14 protein-coding genes are annotated in these 17404 nt (G+C 40.8%); 9 read left to right on the top strand and 5 right to left on the bottom strand.

Going from position 1 to position 17404, the window contains the following annotated elements:
* Nucleotides 1-20 precede the first annotated feature (20 nt).
* Nucleotides 21-206 (bottom strand): hypothetical protein, encoded by a 186-nt coding sequence (locus QYC40_RS00620; protein WP_301991826.1) that lies wholly within the window; start codon nucleotides 204-206, stop codon nucleotides 21-23.
* A 615-nt stretch (nucleotides 207-821) separates the two neighbouring features.
* Between QYC40_RS00620 and QYC40_RS00625 the strand changes: the two genes are divergently transcribed.
* The 9 genes from QYC40_RS00625 to QYC40_RS00665 all read left to right on the top strand — a co-directional run bounded on the left by QYC40_RS00625 (nucleotide 822) and on the right by QYC40_RS00665 (nucleotide 12939).
* A complete protein-coding gene (locus QYC40_RS00625; protein ID WP_301991827.1) occupies nucleotides 822-1142 on the top strand; it encodes a DUF4870 domain-containing protein in 321 nt (106 codons plus the stop codon).
* A 310-nt stretch (nucleotides 1143-1452) separates the two neighbouring features.
* Complete coding sequence (locus QYC40_RS00630) at nucleotides 1453-1977, top strand: RNA polymerase sigma-70 factor (protein WP_301991829.1); 525 nt, start codon at nucleotides 1453-1455, stop codon at nucleotides 1975-1977.
* 64 nt (nucleotides 1978-2041) lie between these two features.
* Nucleotides 2042-3181: a FecR family protein gene (locus QYC40_RS00635; RefSeq protein WP_301991830.1), complete on the top strand. Its 1140-nt coding sequence runs from the start codon at nucleotides 2042-2044 to the stop codon at nucleotides 3179-3181.
* Nucleotides 3182-3380: 199 nt separating this feature from the next.
* A complete protein-coding gene (locus tag QYC40_RS00640; protein ID WP_301991831.1) occupies nucleotides 3381-7010 on the top strand; it encodes a SusC/RagA family TonB-linked outer membrane protein in 3630 nt (1209 codons plus the stop codon).
* 12 nt (nucleotides 7011-7022) lie between these two features.
* Nucleotides 7023-8501, top strand: coding sequence for a RagB/SusD family nutrient uptake outer membrane protein (locus QYC40_RS00645; RefSeq protein WP_301991832.1), 1479 nt, complete (start codon nucleotides 7023-7025; stop codon nucleotides 8499-8501).
* 7 nt (nucleotides 8502-8508) lie between these two features.
* A complete protein-coding gene (locus QYC40_RS00650; RefSeq protein ID WP_301991833.1) occupies nucleotides 8509-9891 on the top strand; it encodes a substrate import-associated zinc metallohydrolase lipoprotein in 1383 nt (460 codons plus the stop codon).
* Nucleotides 9892-9897: 6 nt separating this feature from the next.
* Nucleotides 9898-11217, top strand: a complete 1320-nt coding sequence (locus tag QYC40_RS00655) for a DUF4302 domain-containing protein (RefSeq protein ID WP_301991834.1) — start codon at nucleotides 9898-9900, stop codon at nucleotides 11215-11217.
* A gap of 267 nt (nucleotides 11218-11484) precedes the next feature.
* Nucleotides 11485-11766: a hypothetical protein gene (locus QYC40_RS00660; protein WP_301991835.1), complete on the top strand. Its 282-nt coding sequence runs from the start codon at nucleotides 11485-11487 to the stop codon at nucleotides 11764-11766.
* Between the two features lie 162 nt (nucleotides 11767-11928).
* Entirely contained in the window at nucleotides 11929-12939 is a 1011-nt protein-coding gene (locus QYC40_RS00665) for a LacI family DNA-binding transcriptional regulator (RefSeq protein ID WP_260042763.1), read from the top strand.
* A 1-nt stretch (nucleotide 12940) separates the two neighbouring features.
* Here QYC40_RS00665 and QYC40_RS00670 read toward each other — a convergent pair whose 3' ends face one another.
* From QYC40_RS00670 to QYC40_RS00685, 4 genes are read right to left on the bottom strand one after another with little or no spacing between them, the layout of a single operon-like run.
* Nucleotides 12941-14281, bottom strand: a complete 1341-nt coding sequence (locus QYC40_RS00670) for an MFS transporter (RefSeq protein ID WP_301991836.1) — start codon at nucleotides 14279-14281, stop codon at nucleotides 12941-12943.
* 26 nt (nucleotides 14282-14307) lie between these two features.
* Entirely contained in the window at nucleotides 14308-15102 is a 795-nt protein-coding gene (locus QYC40_RS00675; RefSeq protein ID WP_301991837.1) for an alpha/beta hydrolase family protein, read from the bottom strand.
* Nucleotides 15103-15108: 6 nt separating this feature from the next.
* Nucleotides 15109-16227, bottom strand: coding sequence for an alcohol dehydrogenase catalytic domain-containing protein (locus tag QYC40_RS00680; protein WP_301991838.1), 1119 nt, complete (start codon nucleotides 16225-16227; stop codon nucleotides 15109-15111).
* Nucleotides 16224-17348 (bottom strand): alpha/beta hydrolase, encoded by a 1125-nt coding sequence (locus QYC40_RS00685; RefSeq protein ID WP_301991839.1) that lies wholly within the window; start codon nucleotides 17346-17348, stop codon nucleotides 16224-16226. Before QYC40_RS00685 ends, QYC40_RS00680 begins: the two co-directional genes overlap by 4 nt.
* Nucleotides 17349-17404: the final 56 nt, after the last annotated feature.

Genomic DNA, 17404 nt, shown 5'->3' on the forward strand with positions numbered 1-17404 from the left:
GATTGTAGAAATAATTAAGGTTAAAGTTCTCCTCTTACGGTATCTGTCGATTGTTCCGCGCCCCAAGGGTCAACGGCTGGCGTATATTCATTGGAGGAGTTCTCACCTCCGGATACTGTTGCCGACGATTGAGCAATACCCGACTCCAGTTCGACAAACGTCGAGCTTATTTGAGCGCTTTTGTATTTTTGTTTCTGTTGTTCCATGTTTTTCAAATTAAGTTGTATGTGTTCTGTTGTTGCTCGGTATAATCAACAAGTCATACAGCGTCATCAGAGATACCATATCCGATATCGAGATCTATATCTCCGGTCCTAATACGGGGCACAGCAAATAGATTCGATCCAGTTGACTTGTTCGATGACTTTTAAAATGAAAAACAGTAAAAAATGCTTGCTACTTTACACGAAACGGATGCCGTGTCCGGCTCCTTGTGCTCGATCGCTTTATAATGTTTAGCAGGCAGAGAAAGATTTTAGAAACGATTCGAAAATCTTAATAATATCTTAATATTTAAAATTTATCCTTTTCAAATATTTTTTTAAAATAATGCAAATATAATAACAACATGATTATGTTGGTATCTGGTAATAATGATTTTTGAATAAAAAGACCTTTCAACCTACTCTTTTGGAGGATTTACGGCTATTTATTTTGTGATTTTTAGCAATTCATCTTCTCTTTTTTATGTCTCGAAATAGTGAGGTGTAGACGGATTGTATATGGCCGTTATAAGCGCTGTAGATGGTTTATCTATGCTAAATCTAAGGTTATCAAAGAAATAACATTCAACTTAGGGTCGTACTAAAAATCGAATTATTATGAACGGAAAAACACATTCAATACTAAGCTATTTAGGGATTTTATGGCTGGTTGCATTTTTTGCAGGGAAAGACACGAGAGATGATCTAAGCAGGTTCCATCTTAAACAGGGTTTCGGACTTTTTATTATTGGAATTATCTTCAACGTAGTTGTTATGATCATTGCGATGGTAGCTCCATCTATCGGGCTTATTTTAAGCTATTTCGGAATCGCATTCGTCGTTTTGATGATTATTGGAATCATCCATGCTGTTAACGAAGTTAAAAAGCCACTACCTATTATTGGAAATGTGTTCGTCGACAAGTTCGACTTTGTCTAGCGGTCGTTAAAGTTGCCCCTTATTGTACTAATGCGTTTGAAAGTACAATAGGGGGAACTTAAAACTTCAATCAAAATTTAAATTAGTGACGGAAAGAGGTAGCAACTTGAGAGAAGTTACATTTTATAGCTTAATTAATGACAAACCTCAACCATCTTTCAAGAAATGTTGAGTTACTTTTAGTTTTATTTAATATTATTTTAATATTGTAGAAAAATTTATACATTTACCCTGAGCATTTAAATTATGAAAAGCAATTCTTCTCGGGACTTGCATCATACACTAATAACGAAACAAAGGGTAAATCATAATGGTAGTCGCGGATAAGGTATTATTCACAAAATACTATAAACTGCTGTGTTTCTTTGCATGGAAGATGGTAAAGGATCAAGCGCAAGCCGAAGATCTGGCTCAGGATGCCTTTGTTTCTTATTTTCAAAATAAATCACGCGTATCTACCGACGAAGCTGCTATCAAGTCTTTCCTATATTCCGCAGTCCGTTTTGCTGTATTCAACCAAAATAGAAAAAGTCTTTCTGAGAAAAAATATTGGGAAAGAAGTCCGTTTTCAGAAGCAGATTCTATCGACTACGAGCACCAAATTATTCAAGCAGAATTCACGTTCGAAATACATGCTGCCCTTCAAAAACTTCCAGAGGCATGCCAGAAAGTATTTACCCTCAGCTACCTTGAAGGGATGACTACGGAAGAAATTGCTAACGAGCTTGGGGTAAGTATCAACACCATTAAAACCCATAAAAAGAGGGGTTTAAAAGCGCTAAGGGATATGTTGCGCCCTGAATTCTTCTCCTTATTTTTACTCTTCTTAAAATAATTTCACTTTTTTTTATTTTCCTGTCACCCCAAAATCCTCTTTGCGTTTCTTAGTCTTAGATCACATGATTATAACCGCAATCAGAATAGCTAAATTATTGGTCAAAAAGTATCGTAACGAACTTACGGACCAAGATCGAATGGAATTAGAGAGATGGTATTCAGCCCATCCTACGAATAAGCCGTTCGAAGATACACTTATGTCCAACGATGTCGACCAAAAGGAGCTTGCATGGTTGGATTCTATAGATAGTGAAGCTGCTTGGAAGAAAGCCGAGAAACGGCACCCTAGAAGAAAGAAAATTATCTATTGGGGTACCGCAGCGGCAATTCTTGCTATTACTAGTTTTGGCTATTTGGCATTAAAAGAAAGATCTACTCTCGAAACGATGCAACAAGATGTCATTGCTTCGGTGATCGAAGAAGATATTAATCCAGCGTTGCTTGGCGCGAAGATCATTCTTGCGAATGGAGAACAAAAGCAGGTTGCTGAGAAATTAAGCTTATCGGAGAGTAGTAATCTTTTTACTACGGAGAGCCAATCTCAGAATTTATCAGCGCGTTCCGTTGTTACCATGTTGAATACGTTGGTCGTTCCTATGGCGAATCATTTTCAACTAACTCTTTCCGATGGAACGTCCATTTGGGTTAATGCTAATAGCGAGTTAAAATTTCCTACAAAATTCAGCGAGAGTGAAAGAAAGGTCTACTTGAAAGGAGAGGCTTATTTCGAGGTTGCCAAAGATGCAAAAAAACCGTTCTATGTAGTGACAGAAAATGGGACAGTGAAAGTTCTGGGAACACACTTTAATGTCTCAGCCTATGGAAATACTTCCAAAACAACCCTTTCCGAAGGTTTGGTAGAGGTTTCTAAATCAGGAAATAGAGAGATCATCAAGCCCGGTGAGAAGGCCGAAATAAGAGGGGATGAGATACAAGTTAAGAAAGCTAATCTTCAAAAAGATCTAGCTTGGAAAAACAATGAATTTTATTTCAACAAAGATAACATCGTAGATATTGCAACCCAGTTAAAGATGTGGTATGATTTAGATGTGTCCTTAGGATCTGATGTATCACTTACAGAAACTTATTCAGGAGAGATCAAGAGAGATTCTAAGTTATCGGAGGTAATAAATATGTTGGAATTCGTCAGCGACTTAAAATTTGCACTGAACAAAAATAAATTATTGATAACCAAAAAATAGATTATGGAAATAAAAATTTACACAAACCAATAGCAATAAAAAAACAGGAGTGTTGCAGCACTCCTGTAAGTTTTATCAAGTTAAAAAACAAATAGTAACCTAATTCATTAACTCAATTATCAAATGTATGAATAACATTTCATTTGGCAAAAGGGCTCGAAACCTCTATGGTTCCCCTTTTGGCATAATTATCCGAATTATGAAAATTACAACATTTCTCTTGTTGGTTTTTATGTCTTGTGCTTATGCCGATGGAATTGCACAAAACGTTTCCTTGCGTCTTAAAGATGCAAAACTAGAGGATGCTTTTCTTTCTATATCAAAGCAAACGAAATATAAGTTTCTATATAGCGACGATGTTTTAAGGCATGCACCTAATGTAAATCTTAATGTTAATAACGCTCCATTAAGGGACGTATTGGCGCAACTATTGAATGATGATAGCTTTTCATTTAAGATTATTGCAAATACCATCTCTGTAAATTACAAGCCATCAACAAAAGTACTCGCGACTACTGTAAACGCTGTTCAACATCAAGTAAGTGGAACGGTGAAAGGATCAGATGGAAAGGCGCTTTCAAATGCTTCTGTTCAAGTAAAAGGCGGTGCTGCAGGAACGTCGACCAGCGACAATGGATCGTATAGTCTTAACGCACCAGCGAACGCTACGTTAGTCGTTCGTTATGTGGGGTATAAGACTAGAGAAATTGCAGTGGATGGTCGCTCGACGATTCACATCGTGTTAGAATCCTCAGAACAAGCTATTGACGAAGTAAACGTTGTTGCAACAGGATACCAAAACTTAGATCGTAAGCTATTTACCGGTGCTACAACTCGTGTTAATGCAAAAGATGCTGAAAGAAACGGGGTGCCAGATATCTCTAGAATGCTAGAAGGTCAAGTGGCAGGTGTTGCCGTTCAAAACGTGTCAGGTACTTTTGGAGCTGCTCCGAAAATCCGTGTGCGTGGTGCGACCTCCCTGTCTGGAGAAAATAAACCTCTTTGGGTAGTAGACGGTATTATCTTAGAAGATCTTGTGAATATCTCAAATGAAGCCTTATCAACAGGGGATGCTAATACCTTAATCGGTTCATCGGTGGCAGGATTAAACCCTGATGATATCGAATCTTTTACCATCCTAAAAGATGCTGCTGCAACAGCGATGTACGGTGCAAGAGCCATGAATGGAGTTATCGTCGTGACGACTAAAAAGGGTAGAAATACAGATGGTAAACCAAATGTAAACTATTCCGGTAACTTTACAACTTACTTGAAACCAAATTACGACCAATTCGACATTATGAATTCTGCTGAACAGATGTCGATTCTGTTAGAGCTAGATAATAAAGGATATTTCAATCACTCTAGTGTTTCACGAAGTTCAAGTGGTGGTATTTTCGCTAAGATGTACAACAAAATGTACGAGTATGATGAGTCGAACGGAACGTTTGGTTTAGAGAATACTACAGAAGCAAAGCTCGGTTTCCTTGAGCGTTATGCGAAGGCGAATACTGACTGGTTCGACGTACTTTTCAAAAACTCGTTATTGCAAGACCACTCCGTAAGTATAACTTCAGGATCTGCAAAATCGCAAACATACTTATCAACAAGTTTTGTACATGACTCTGGACAAACCCTAGGTGATAATGTTAAGCGATATACAGCGAACTTCAGAAACAATATGCGTTTCAGCGAGAAATTCAGCGCTGAAATCTTGGTTAATGGATCCATCCGTGATCAACGTGCTCCAGGAACGCTGACGAGGACTTCAGACCCTGTTTATGGAAAGTATTCGAGAGATTTTGATATCAACCCATATTCATATGCATTAAACACAAGCCGTTTAATTACGCCTTATGATGAATTTGGAAACCTTGAATACAACACCATTAACTACGCTCCATTTAATATCTTAAGTGAGCTTGACAACAACTATTTAAATCTGAACAATATGGATTTAAAAGTTCAAGGGGGCTTGCGTTATAAAATTATTCCGCAATTAACAGCTTCTGTTGATGCAGCTTATCGCTATGCAACAACAGAAAGACAACACTATATCAAGGAAGAATCAAATATGGCAAACGCGTTCAGAGCCGCTGGCGATGCTACAATTGCTGACGGTAACAAATATCTGTACAACGATCCTGATTTACCAAATTCACTTCCTCAGGTTATTCTTCCTGAAGGTGGTTTCTTCAATTCTAACATGAATAACCTGAAAAACTTTTATTTCAGATCGAACTTAGAATTTGATGAGACATTCAAGCAACATCACCGTCTGAATCTATTTGGATCATTCGAGATCAGACATACAGATCGCCAGAATTCCGAATATGAAGGTGTAGGATACCAATATGCTAACGGAGGACTAGTGAATCCAAACTATAGGTTCTTCAAAAAGATGATCGAAGCAGGTGATCCATATTTTGGTATGGGTTATGAGTACGACCGTTTCGTTGCAGGTATGTTCCGCGCAGCATACGCTTATAAAGATAAATACAGTATCAATGCCACCACACGTATTGACGGATCGAATAAACTAGGCGAATCTAAAGTTGCTCGTTGGTTGCCTACCTGGAATGTTTCAGGTAAATGGAATATTGACCAAGAAGATTTCTTCAACGAAGATAATGGTATCTTATCAGCTGTCGGAGTTCGTGCGACTTATGGTTTAGTTGCAAGTCTGGGGAGTGCCACAAACTCTGCTCCTGTATTCTATAACCGTATCTCTTACCGTCCTTACGAAGATGAGAAAGAAGCAATTACATTCATTAGCGGTCTGGAGAACTCAGAACTTACATGGGAGAAATTATACGAGTTAAATATCGGAGCCGACTTACAGTTATTCAATAAAATCGATGTAACTGCTGATTGGTATAAACGTGATATTTTCGACTTAATCGGTACGATCAGAACATCCGGTATCGGTGGACAGTATAACAAGCAAGCCAACTATGCGGATATGAAAGCTTCTGGTTTTGAATTAACGTTAGCGGGATTTCCTATTCGAAGAGAAAGCGGATTTACTTGGAGAACTCAATTCAACTTTGGTATCAACAAAAATGAAGTAACGAAGTTAGATGTTAACCAAAACATTTGGACGCTTGTACGTGCCGAAGGTGCCGCGGTATTAAACCACGCGCAGAGAGGCCTGTTTTCAGCAAAATTCGATGGCCTAGACCCGAATTATGGTTTCCCTACTTTTATCGGAACAGAAGGAATTAAAGATACTTATATCAACCCTCAAAGTGAAGACATCGATTATTTAACGTACCATGGCCCGGTTGACCCAACATTTACAGGAGGTTTCTATAATAACTTCAGATATAAGAACTTTGGTTTAACGGCTTTATTCACATTCTCTACAGGGAACTACATTCGTTTACAACCAACTTATGAAGCGTCTTATAACGATCTAACAGCAATTAGTAAAGACATGGTAAATCGTTGGTTAATACCTGGTGACGAGCAGCTTACTAATATACCGTCTTTGTTGGATGCACATTCAATGAATTATAACGTGTTACGTCCGAATGGATCAGCTGTATCAGCGGTGTACCCTTATAACATGTACAACTATTCTGACCAACGTGTTGCGAAAGGTGATTTTATTAGATTGAAACAAGTACAATTGTCTTATACCCTTCCTCAGAGCATCGCGAACAGATTAAGAATGACAACAGCGCAAGTTTCGTTGGTAGGAAACAACATCGCCTTGCTTTATTCTGATAAGAAGCTTAATGGAGCAGATCCAGAATTCTTTAATAACGGTGGTGTAGCAATGCCAGTTCCAAGACAATACACGCTTTCACTAAAAGTTGGATTTTAATACCTGATAACAATGAAAATTTATAAATATATTCTATTAAGTTTCCTCGGGGTTGGTTCACTAACTTCTTGTGAAAAATATTTAGATCATGCCCCTGATATGCGAACTAAGATCGATAATGTCGAAAAAGTAGCGCAGTTGGTAGGCTCTGCATATCCGAGATATAACTATCTAGCGATGGCAGAATCATATTCTGATAATGTCATCGACAAGGGGGCAGCGATTGGTCATATTGATGATCCTTATGTTTCCTTTTACATGTGGGAAGATGTCGAGGGCAGTGGAAACAATACCCCAACACAATATTGGAATGGCGTATATGAAGGGATAGCAGCTGCAAACCAAGCTTTGGAGGCAATTGCAGACAATAATTTCGGAGCGGAAGCAAACGCGTACAAAGGCGAAGCCTTAGTGGCGAGAGCTTATGGGCATTTTATGCTTTCAATTTTCTTCGCGCAACCTTATAATATTGCAGGTGATAATTCTTCCCCGGGTATTCCGTATGTCGATGCGCCCGAAAAAGTCGCTTTAAAATCCTATGATAGAGAAACGGTAAAGGATACCTACGACAAAATCAGAAAAGATCTTGAAGAAGGTCTTCCATTATTGCAAGGCGGTAAATGGAAAGTTCCAAAATACCATTTTACATCTGCTGCAGCCAACGCTTTCGCAGCCCGCTTTTATATGTTTACGGGCGAATGGGATAAGGCAATTGCTGCTGCAAATAATGTGTTCCCTGGCGGAGACTATGCTGGAAAAATTAGACCGATCACAACGACAATTCAGAATTATAGCCTAGCGCAGCAATTGATTGAGTTGACCAAAGCAGATAAAGATTATAATCTCTTATTGCGGGAGACTTACTCAGTTTATCAAAGAACTAACTCGTCTATTTATTCGAGATTCGGTTATGGGCAGCGAAAATATAATGAGATGTTCAACACACCTGTATTTACAGGAACAACTATGCATTCGAGAGGGATTAGTTATAACTCTGGGCAGCATTACTCGGTGTATATGTACAATGAATATTTCTACTACACGAACGTACAAGCTGGAATCGGCTATCCTTATATTATGCAACCCTTGCTTACTGCAGATGAAGCATTAATCAATCGCGCGGAAGCGTATGTGCAAAAAGGCGATTTTGGAAAAGCATTAGCAGACATTAACCAATTTTTAAGCACAAGAGTTCAAAACTTTGCTATCGGTACGCATGGATTGACCGTGGAGAAAGCTACCAGTTTTTATGGAATAGACGATCCGAAAAAAGCAATAACTGAGGCGATTTTGAGAATCAAGCAAAGAGCATTTATGTCAGAAGGTGTTCGTTGGATGGATATCGTTAGACATAAACTTCCGGTAACTCATGTAGTAATTGCTCCTGATGACACCGAATCTGAAATTGTTCTTGAACCAAATGATTTAAGAAGAGTATTCCAAATTCCTAGTGAAGCACAATTAGCTGGTGTTGAACTTAACCCAAGGTAAAAAAGTTATGAAAAGATTATTCAACTGCATATTAGCACTAACCTTAGGGTTAGGAATATCATCTTGTAGTAAGGATGAAAACTTAGATGTCGATTTAACTAAATATAACTATGACACATTTGAGAAACTTCCAATAGATGATTATATAAATACCAACTTAACGGTTCCTTATAACATTGAAGTGGTATACCGTTTTGACAGAAGTCAAACTGATATCAATAAAAACATATCGCCTCCGAAAATCGAACAAGTTCAACCGGCTGTTGATATGGTGATAAACGGCTTCTTAAAAGTATTTGAAAAGGTCGCAGGCCCAACGTTTATTAAAACTTACACGCCTAAACAATTTGTATTGTTTGGTTCGCACGCTTATAACTCCAATGGGTCGGTGACATTAGGAACCGCAGATGGTGGACGCAGAGTTGTACTTTATGATATCAATAATGTCAATCCTAACAGTCCGACTGATATTAAGCGTCGCTTAAGAACGATTCATCATGAATTTACGCACATCGTCAATCAAATCGTTGCAATTCCTCCTTCTTTTAGAGAGGTTACGACAGACCATGTTGCGGACTGGACCGCCGCTGCAAATACGGACGCGGAGGCTTTGCGCCTAGGATTTATTTCTCAATATTCGAGAAGTAATTTTGGTGAAGATTTCGCAGAAACCGTAGCCCATCTTTTAATCGAAGGTCAAGCGTACTATAATCAACGTATTGCAGCCTCTTCTGAGGATGGTGCAAAGAAGCTAAGAGCAAAGCAAACCATCGTTGAAGACTACTACAAACAGTTCTTTGATATTGATTTTAAAGAATTACAGTACGAAGTTTACTTGATGTTAAACCAGACTTATGGTGACCAAAGTCAGGCGTTTTTGACGAACTTGAAGAACAACCGTGTTGCTTCAATTAACTTCAACTTGGATTCAGGAACTGAATACACCTTGTACGGTAAATCGGTAGCATTTGACGCCGTTTGGAAAGAAGTTAAAGCGAAATTACCTACGATTTCAAACAACGCAGGTCGTCAGGCGGTATCTTTCAACTTAGTTTTCTTAAATGAAAACAAAGTTCAATTGCAGGCTGGGTATAAAAATGCTGCAGGATCTAATCTTGCGGCATGGTATGATTTCACGATGACATACAATACTGATGGCACAATCAAACTCAAATATGTAGATGAAGGGCTGACTGATACAGGATATGGAAATGGCCGAATTGTAATCGAAGGTTGGAGGGCGTTAATTACGTATTTAGAAACAAATACGTTCAGACCTGATTGGGTGTCTCCAACGATTGTAGGTTATAATAACTCCATGAAATTCGCTGGATTCTATGTTGCTGGCGATGAAACAAATTATTTATATGGTCCAGTTACCTTAAAATAAGAAAAAATGAAAAAGATATTAATATATATAGTTGGCCTTTTCTTATTAGCTGGTTGTGAAGAAGAAAAGGTAGATCTTACGTTCGGCGAAAAGCCCGAAGAACGCATGAGCGAGCGCTTGAATGAGCTTCGTGGAATGTTAACCTCAGCGGAAAATGGATGGAAAGCACATCTAACAACAGGTGCTAAAGGGGGGTATGGATTCTATTTTGATTTTGAAGATGCGAAAAATGTAAAAATGCTTAGCGATCTTACCGCTGCAACTTCTACATCTGCGAATACATCAACATATCGTGTAATTTGGGCAATGAATGCATCTTTAGTTTTTGATACGTTCAATTATTTAACGATGCTTCAGGAACCTTCTGGAAATTACGGAGGAACAGCACCGAACGGATATCAAAGTGATATTGAATTTGAATACGTGAAAAACTCTGGCGATTCTATCTACATGCGCGGGAAGAGGTATAAGCAACCCCTGATATTAACTAAAGCAACCGCGGCGGAAAAGGTTGCTTACAACGATGGATCTTATAAGACATCTATAGATAAAACAACTGCTGTTTACCAATCTTATAGCAACCCTTATATCGAAGTGGATCTTGCCGGCGTTAAAACAAGAATTGCATTGACTTTGTCAAACACATCAAAGACAATTGATTTCGGATCTGTTGATGCTAGTAATAAAGCGATCATTAATACGTCTAAATTTGCATTCAATCTAACAGGCTTCGATATTTTAAGTGGCGGATTGCATAGAGATGTATTATTTACTAGAGGAGAAGTTGAGGGCAATAATCTCTCTGTTTATGACTCCAACGGTACGAAATATCCTGTAATGAGCACTAATATGCCAATCTTGCCGATTGATGTTATGTTCAATTATTCAGGTGCTTTCAACGGAATGGCAATCAATGGTTTAACTTTGCCTCCGGGAATCAATTCTAGCTTTAATGCTACTTGGACAGCGCTTACAAATTTCCATGCTTCGAATAATATGAGAACCGTGTCGCTTACATTTAAATTGACCAGTGCCCGCGTTGCAACTTTGGATGTTCGTTTCACAAATGGCTCAACGGTTTATTCTGCGGCTGCAGACTATAACTATACTTTGGTGGATGGAACACTAACCCTAACCAGCCCAATCTCTACAAATGGAAACTGGAATAATGGATGGGTATCATTGGCAGTGAGAAATTATTTTGACAAAGGAGTCTTTAAATTGACTTATTTGACTAGCTCGGATCCTAACGCAGGAACTATCGGCGGATTAATCAAGTCTAATGACGAGACAGCGATCTTCTACGGAAAGTTAGGAAGATACTAAAAACAAAGTAATCGAATTAACATTCCCTAATCATTCATAAAAAAAGAAAGGCTGCCTATTGGCAGCCTTTCCTATTATCATTCCTCCCGACCTCAACCCTTCTTTAACTTAAAACCCTTTCACTCCCCTTTCACTCCCAATGTATAGCCCAATCACAACCGCTCGCAAAGGGCTTTGATATGGGTCTGAAAAGCTTATAATAAACGACATCCTCGAATCATTCCTCAAAAAGATTCGCTATCTTCAAGTAATAGCCAATCCGAAACCATGAAAGATTATAAACTACTGCTCGCTTATGGCTCCTTTCTGCTCAATGTCGCATATTTTGGCTCTTGGGTATATTGCTCATCCATGCATGAAACCATGGTCGATGCGGTGGTAGCCTTCGAAAAAGTGCCAATCTTTGCACATTTTTATTGGGATGTTATTTTCTTTATCGCAACGATCCTCGCTATCATTGTTTTCGCTAGGCGAAAGGGTATCCTCAGTAAGGCCGCTCTGATCCTGCAGATTCTCTTTGCAAGCGGATACCTGTGGACACATATGTAAACAGCAGGAGATAAGCGTTCTTCGTGGAATCAATCCCTTAAAATACTTTAGCAGTAGATGTGCAAATTTGCTATATTAGCACACAATCTTTATGAATAGAATCGCTGTAAAAACATCACCTCTATCCGTGAAAGATTGTGCTAGTATAAGATAGACGCTGTTATGGCAAAGATTGATATTATCCAATTGGCAAAAGTGCTGAACTTGTCGAAGTCCACGGTTTCTCGTGCGTTTCGGGACAGTAGTGATATCAATCCGAAGACGAAGGAGCGTATCTTGAAGGTTGCGAAGGAACTCAATTACCAACCGAATCATTATGCGAGCAATCTGCGCGAACAAAAGAGCAAGACCATTGCCATTGTTCTGCCAGAACTAGCCAACAACTACTTTACTCAGATTATTCAGGGCGCCGAGAAGGAAGCTAAAAAACACGGATATCATATCTTGATCTTTGTTACCGATGATGATATCGCAAAAGAACGCGATTTCATCCGTAGTCTTGCGAGTGGGCGTGTGGATGGCGTCATTATGTCGGCATCGGGCGAGTCGACGGATCACAGTTATTTGGAGAGCATCAATTACGAGCATCTTCCGATTGTGTTATTCGACCGTATCTATGATGATATAGATTTGCCAAAAATTGTTACAGACGATTACCATAGTAGCTTTATGGCAACGGAGCATCTTATCCAGAATGGCTGTCAGCGTATTGCTTATCTGGTTATCAATAAGGAATTATCGATTGGTAAGACCCGTATGCAGGGCTATGAAGATGCGCTGAAGAAATATAAGATTCCATTACGGAAGCGCTTGATTATTGACTGTTCAAATTCTTATGAGGAAAACAGTGAGATTATTGAGACAGCTATTCGCAAGCAAGCACCAGACGGGATCCTTGCTTCGGTAGAGCGTTTAGCATTTTCAACCTACTATGTGTGTCGACGCATGGGCATACAAATTCCGCAAGACCTCAAGGTCGTATCCTTTTCTAGCCTGGAAATAGCAGGGCTGTTGCATCCTCCGCTATCTGTTGTGCGCCAACCGGCAGTGCTAATCGGGGAGAAGGCTGCCGCAACCTTATTGAAGCAGCTTTCAGGAGAATCATTAGCCGAAGAGGAAAAGTTTGTAATGATGCGTTCGGATTTAGTTGTCCGAAATTCTTCACAAGCTTAAACTAGTCTGCCTTGACGGTCATCGTCGAGGCTGCCGCAAGAAGCATAAAAACTCCCGCCATCGTTAAACAATACACCGCCTGATGTTGAAATACATGCTTCACCAATACCGTACCGAGTACTCCATTGACCAATTGAGGCAAGGTGATAAAGAAATTGAATAAACCCATATACAAGCCCATCTTCTTTGCGGGCACAACGCCCGATAGGATGGAATATGGCGTAGCCAAAATACTTGCCCAGGCAATGCCGACCGCAATCATTGGGATATACAATAAGTTGGGGTCTTGTATAAATAGAATCGATATAAGGCCAATACCTGAAACGCCTAAAGCCAGCATATGCGTTTTCTTTTTCCCTATAGCCTGATAGAGTTTGGGTAGGATAAGGGCGAATATCGTCGCCACCAAATTGTACACCCCGAACAGCACCCCGGTTAAATTTCCAGCATCGGCATACGCTGCGGACGAGGTGTCCGACGTCGGCAGATGGTAAATATGTTGTGCAATGGCGGGCGTCGTGAATACCCACATGGAAAACAAGGCAAACCAAGAGAAGAACTGCACTAAGCCTAGTTGCTTCATCGCTGTTGGCATATTCTTAAAGTCTTTAAAAATAGAGCCGAAGCTATGTGCATGCTGTTCCTCGTCATCAGCATGCTCGTCAAAGGAACGCAGTTCTTCTGCAGAGTATTCTTTCGTCGTGATGACTGTCCACAACAGGGAGAGTACCAATACGATGGCTCCGGCATAGAATGACCAGATAACATTGTCGGGCACATGTCCCTGTTCTGCGATTTTTGATACGCCGAGATATTCGGAAAGCACATAAGGCAAAAAAGACCCTATAATGGCACCGGCTCCGATTAAGAAGGTCTGCACCGCATAGCCATAGCCATGTTGTTCTTTGGGCAGGTTGTCAGCAACTAAAGCGCGGAACGGCTCCATCGAAACGTTAAAAGCAACATCCATGATCATTAGCATTCCGGCGCCGATAAGTAAGGGCGGGATCAGTAGGGTCAGGACGGAAGCATTGGGCATCAGGGCAAGGGCTGCCGCTGCCACCAGCGCTCCGCCTAGAAAAAAAGGTCTGCGTCTTCCCAATCTGGTCCAGGTCTTATCCGAGAAATAACCTATAATCGGCTGAATGAGCATTCCTGAAAGGGGGGCAACTAACCAAAAAAGCGATAAATGTTCCACATCGGCACCGAAGGTTTGTAGTATGCGGGAGGCGTTTCCTGTCTGCAGGGCAAAGCCAAATTGTATACCGAAAAACCCAAAGCTCATGTTGAAAATTTGAGCACGGGTAAGCCTAGGCTTTGATCGTTTTGAAGTCTGTTGCATGTGTAGTTTCGTTTATTGATTGGTTTCTAGAAACGTAAATTAAAAAATAATATCGTTTTCATAATATTATTTTTCCAATAGTCCCAGCTATGCCCACCTTCAAACTCTTCATAATCGTGGGGAATATTGGCTTCTAATAGCTTAGAGTGAAGTTTTTGGTTGTATGCAAGGAGTAGATCATCTTTTCCACAATCGAATCTGAAGTAAGGCAATCGTTCTTTGTTAGCTATTAAACTATCTATCAAGGATAGTTCTGTATCCATTTGGTAACTGTCGAGATTTTCTTCTACGAGATGTGCAAACTCAGCAATGCTGGTAATGGACGAAAGGCCTGCGAACGAAGTGAAAACATCCGGATGTCGAGCGCCAATTCTCATGGCGCCATAGCCGCCCATAGAAAGCCCTGCAATAAAGAATTTGGAAGCCTGACTGATCTGATCTGGGGCTAGCTGTCGGGCAACTGCGATGACATCCTCCACAATCCACTTTTCAAAATCCTGCTTCTGATGTTTTACATAGCCGGAACCGTCACCCCAAAGCCCGTCAGAGGGCATCACAAGAATCAGTGGCTTGATTATGCCCTCTTTTATTGCTTGATCGACCTGCTCATGAACGCCCGACGATAGCGGCCAGCTCCAGGCACTTCCATAAACACCATGCAACAAAATCACTACCGGGACATCCATAGGGCAATTTTCTGGTATATAGATGCAAATATCGCCACGTGACCCCAACTGTGGCGACTTAATGGTTACAAAGTGTAAATTCCGGATACCGTAATTGGGATTAGATTGCTCTATGGATCTGAATGTTTCTTTCATAAATGATTATTTAAATAGGATAACGCCCTTCGCATTTTTGCCCTTCAGCATATCATCAAAGGCTAAAGGCAAATTCTCTAAGTTATAACGTGCGGAAATCATTTCATCCAATAGCAATTCGCCATGCTGATAATGTTGGATGATACGATCGAAGTCCCTATGCGGGTTGCATTTGCCATACAGCGGATTCAGGTATAGTTTGTCCCATTCGAATAGGTTCATATCGAAAGGTATTTCCTGCTCGATTCCACTGACTTGTATGGCAGTTCCTGCATTTCTGATCATCGCAAGCGGTGCTGCACCGAGTTCGGGGCGAGCGGTACATTCAAAAGCATAATCTGCGCCCCTGCCACCGCACAATTGCTTCACCTGTTGAGCCATCTGTAATAAGCCTTGATCCTGAGCGTCGGCCAGTAGACAGTGGGTGGCCCCAAATTGCTTCGCCATTTCCAATCGTTTTGGATTGACGTCAATTCCAATGATCATTCCTGCCTTAGCAATTTTGGCAACTTGGATAACGCTCAAACCTACGCCGCCGGTCCCCAAAACAACGACAGAACATCCCGCTTGGACTTTCGCAGCATTGACTACCGAGCCATAGCCTGTCATAACCCCACAACCTATAATTGCAGCACATTCATAGGGAAGTGTTGCGGTCTTTATTTTCGTCACGGCTGCGGCTTTGACTAGCGTATATTCCGAAAGCGTTCCTAAGTGAAAGGATCGCGCTATAGATTCGCCCTTCCACAGGCAGCCAGCTGCATGTGCATGTCCTAAATTACTGGCATGCCCTTGCCCGGTGACAGGTGAATTCTGTTCGCAGATATGATAGTTCTCCAACTTACACTGAAAACAGGTCATGCAGGGGATTGCCCAGTTTAGCAAAACCGGATCATCGGCTTTCACGTGGCTAACATGGGAACCGACTTGATAAACGATGCCAGCACCTTCATGGCCTAATACTAAGGGTTGGTTCCAATTGAGCGAGTCATAATCCGTATGACAGACCCCCGCAGCCTTGATTTTAACGAGTACCTCATCTGGGGCGGGTTCAGCCACCTGAATGTTGTCAATAAAGTATTGGCCTTTTCCGTCGGTGATCGCTGCTCTGCACGTTATTTTCATTTTTTTGGAAATAGGAATTTATAGGGTATGTGTAATCTTTTTGACCAAGCAATTTCATTGTGCGGGTCGTCCGGGAACTCTTCATACCGCAGATTGATATGTTTGTCTTTCGTTAAAATGTCTCTCACTATTTGGTTGCTCGGGAGGAAATCATAGTCGAGGTCTTTGCCTCCGCAATCCAAGTAGATTTTGCTATGTTGGAACGGAGCTAGATCCTTTCTGATCTGCTCCATGATATTCCCGTCGTCGAAATAAAACCCGCTGGATAAGCAAGCGGCTTTGGAGAAGATCTGTGGATATTTGTAGAGGGCATAAAAGGAGATTAAACCACCCATAGAAGAACCAATAATCGCTGTATGCTCTCTGTCGGTCTTTGTTCTGTAGGTTTTGTCGATAAAGGGTTTCAGTTCGGTACTGATAAACCGAAGGTAATTATCGCCTTCGGGCGTTCCGTTATATTCAATCCAGCGATCTTTAGTGTTCGCCATGCCGACGATGATGAACTCCTCAATTTCTCCCTTACGCATCAGACTATCGGCTACTTCGTCCATACGCCATTCGCTTCCGCTCAAATTGGTATGATCGAAAAGGTTCTGTCCATCATGGGCGTATAGAACGGGGTATCGCCTATTTGAGTCTTTCGCATAGCTCGGAGGAAGCCATACGACAATATTGCGGGTGTTGCGAAGATAGCTGCTCGAGTAATTATGATGATAGCGCACGCTGCCCACGATACTTCGCTGATAGATATCGTTCCAATTGCTTGGACTGAGGGTGATTGTTGTATCCTTCGTCAACGTGAATTTTACAGGTTGCGCGCTATGTCCGTTTCCGTTGTAAAGCGCTTCTTTATAGTAAGATCCTCGCGTAATCTTAAACTCAATAGGGCTGTTTACAGGTATACTGTAGGTATCCTCCCATACATTGTTTCCTTTAGGTTTTAGCGCTTTGCTCTTCGGATAGATCCAAAATCCCCAAATGCCTTGATTACCGATTGGCAGAATAGAATCCTGAGCGGGTGTGGTCGCAGGGGCGATCACACGAATCGTTAATTTGGCGTCCTGCGCAAAAAGCGAAAAAGCGAAGACAGTCAAGAGGGTCAGTGTGACAAATTTCTTCATTGCTGTTTATAATGGTTATACTAAGTTGTTAGTTTTCAATAAGTACTCGTCGTACA

Source organism: Sphingobacterium sp. BN32 (genome assembly GCF_030503615.1).
In the GTDB taxonomy this organism is placed as follows: Bacteria; Bacteroidota; Bacteroidia; order Sphingobacteriales; family Sphingobacteriaceae; genus Sphingobacterium.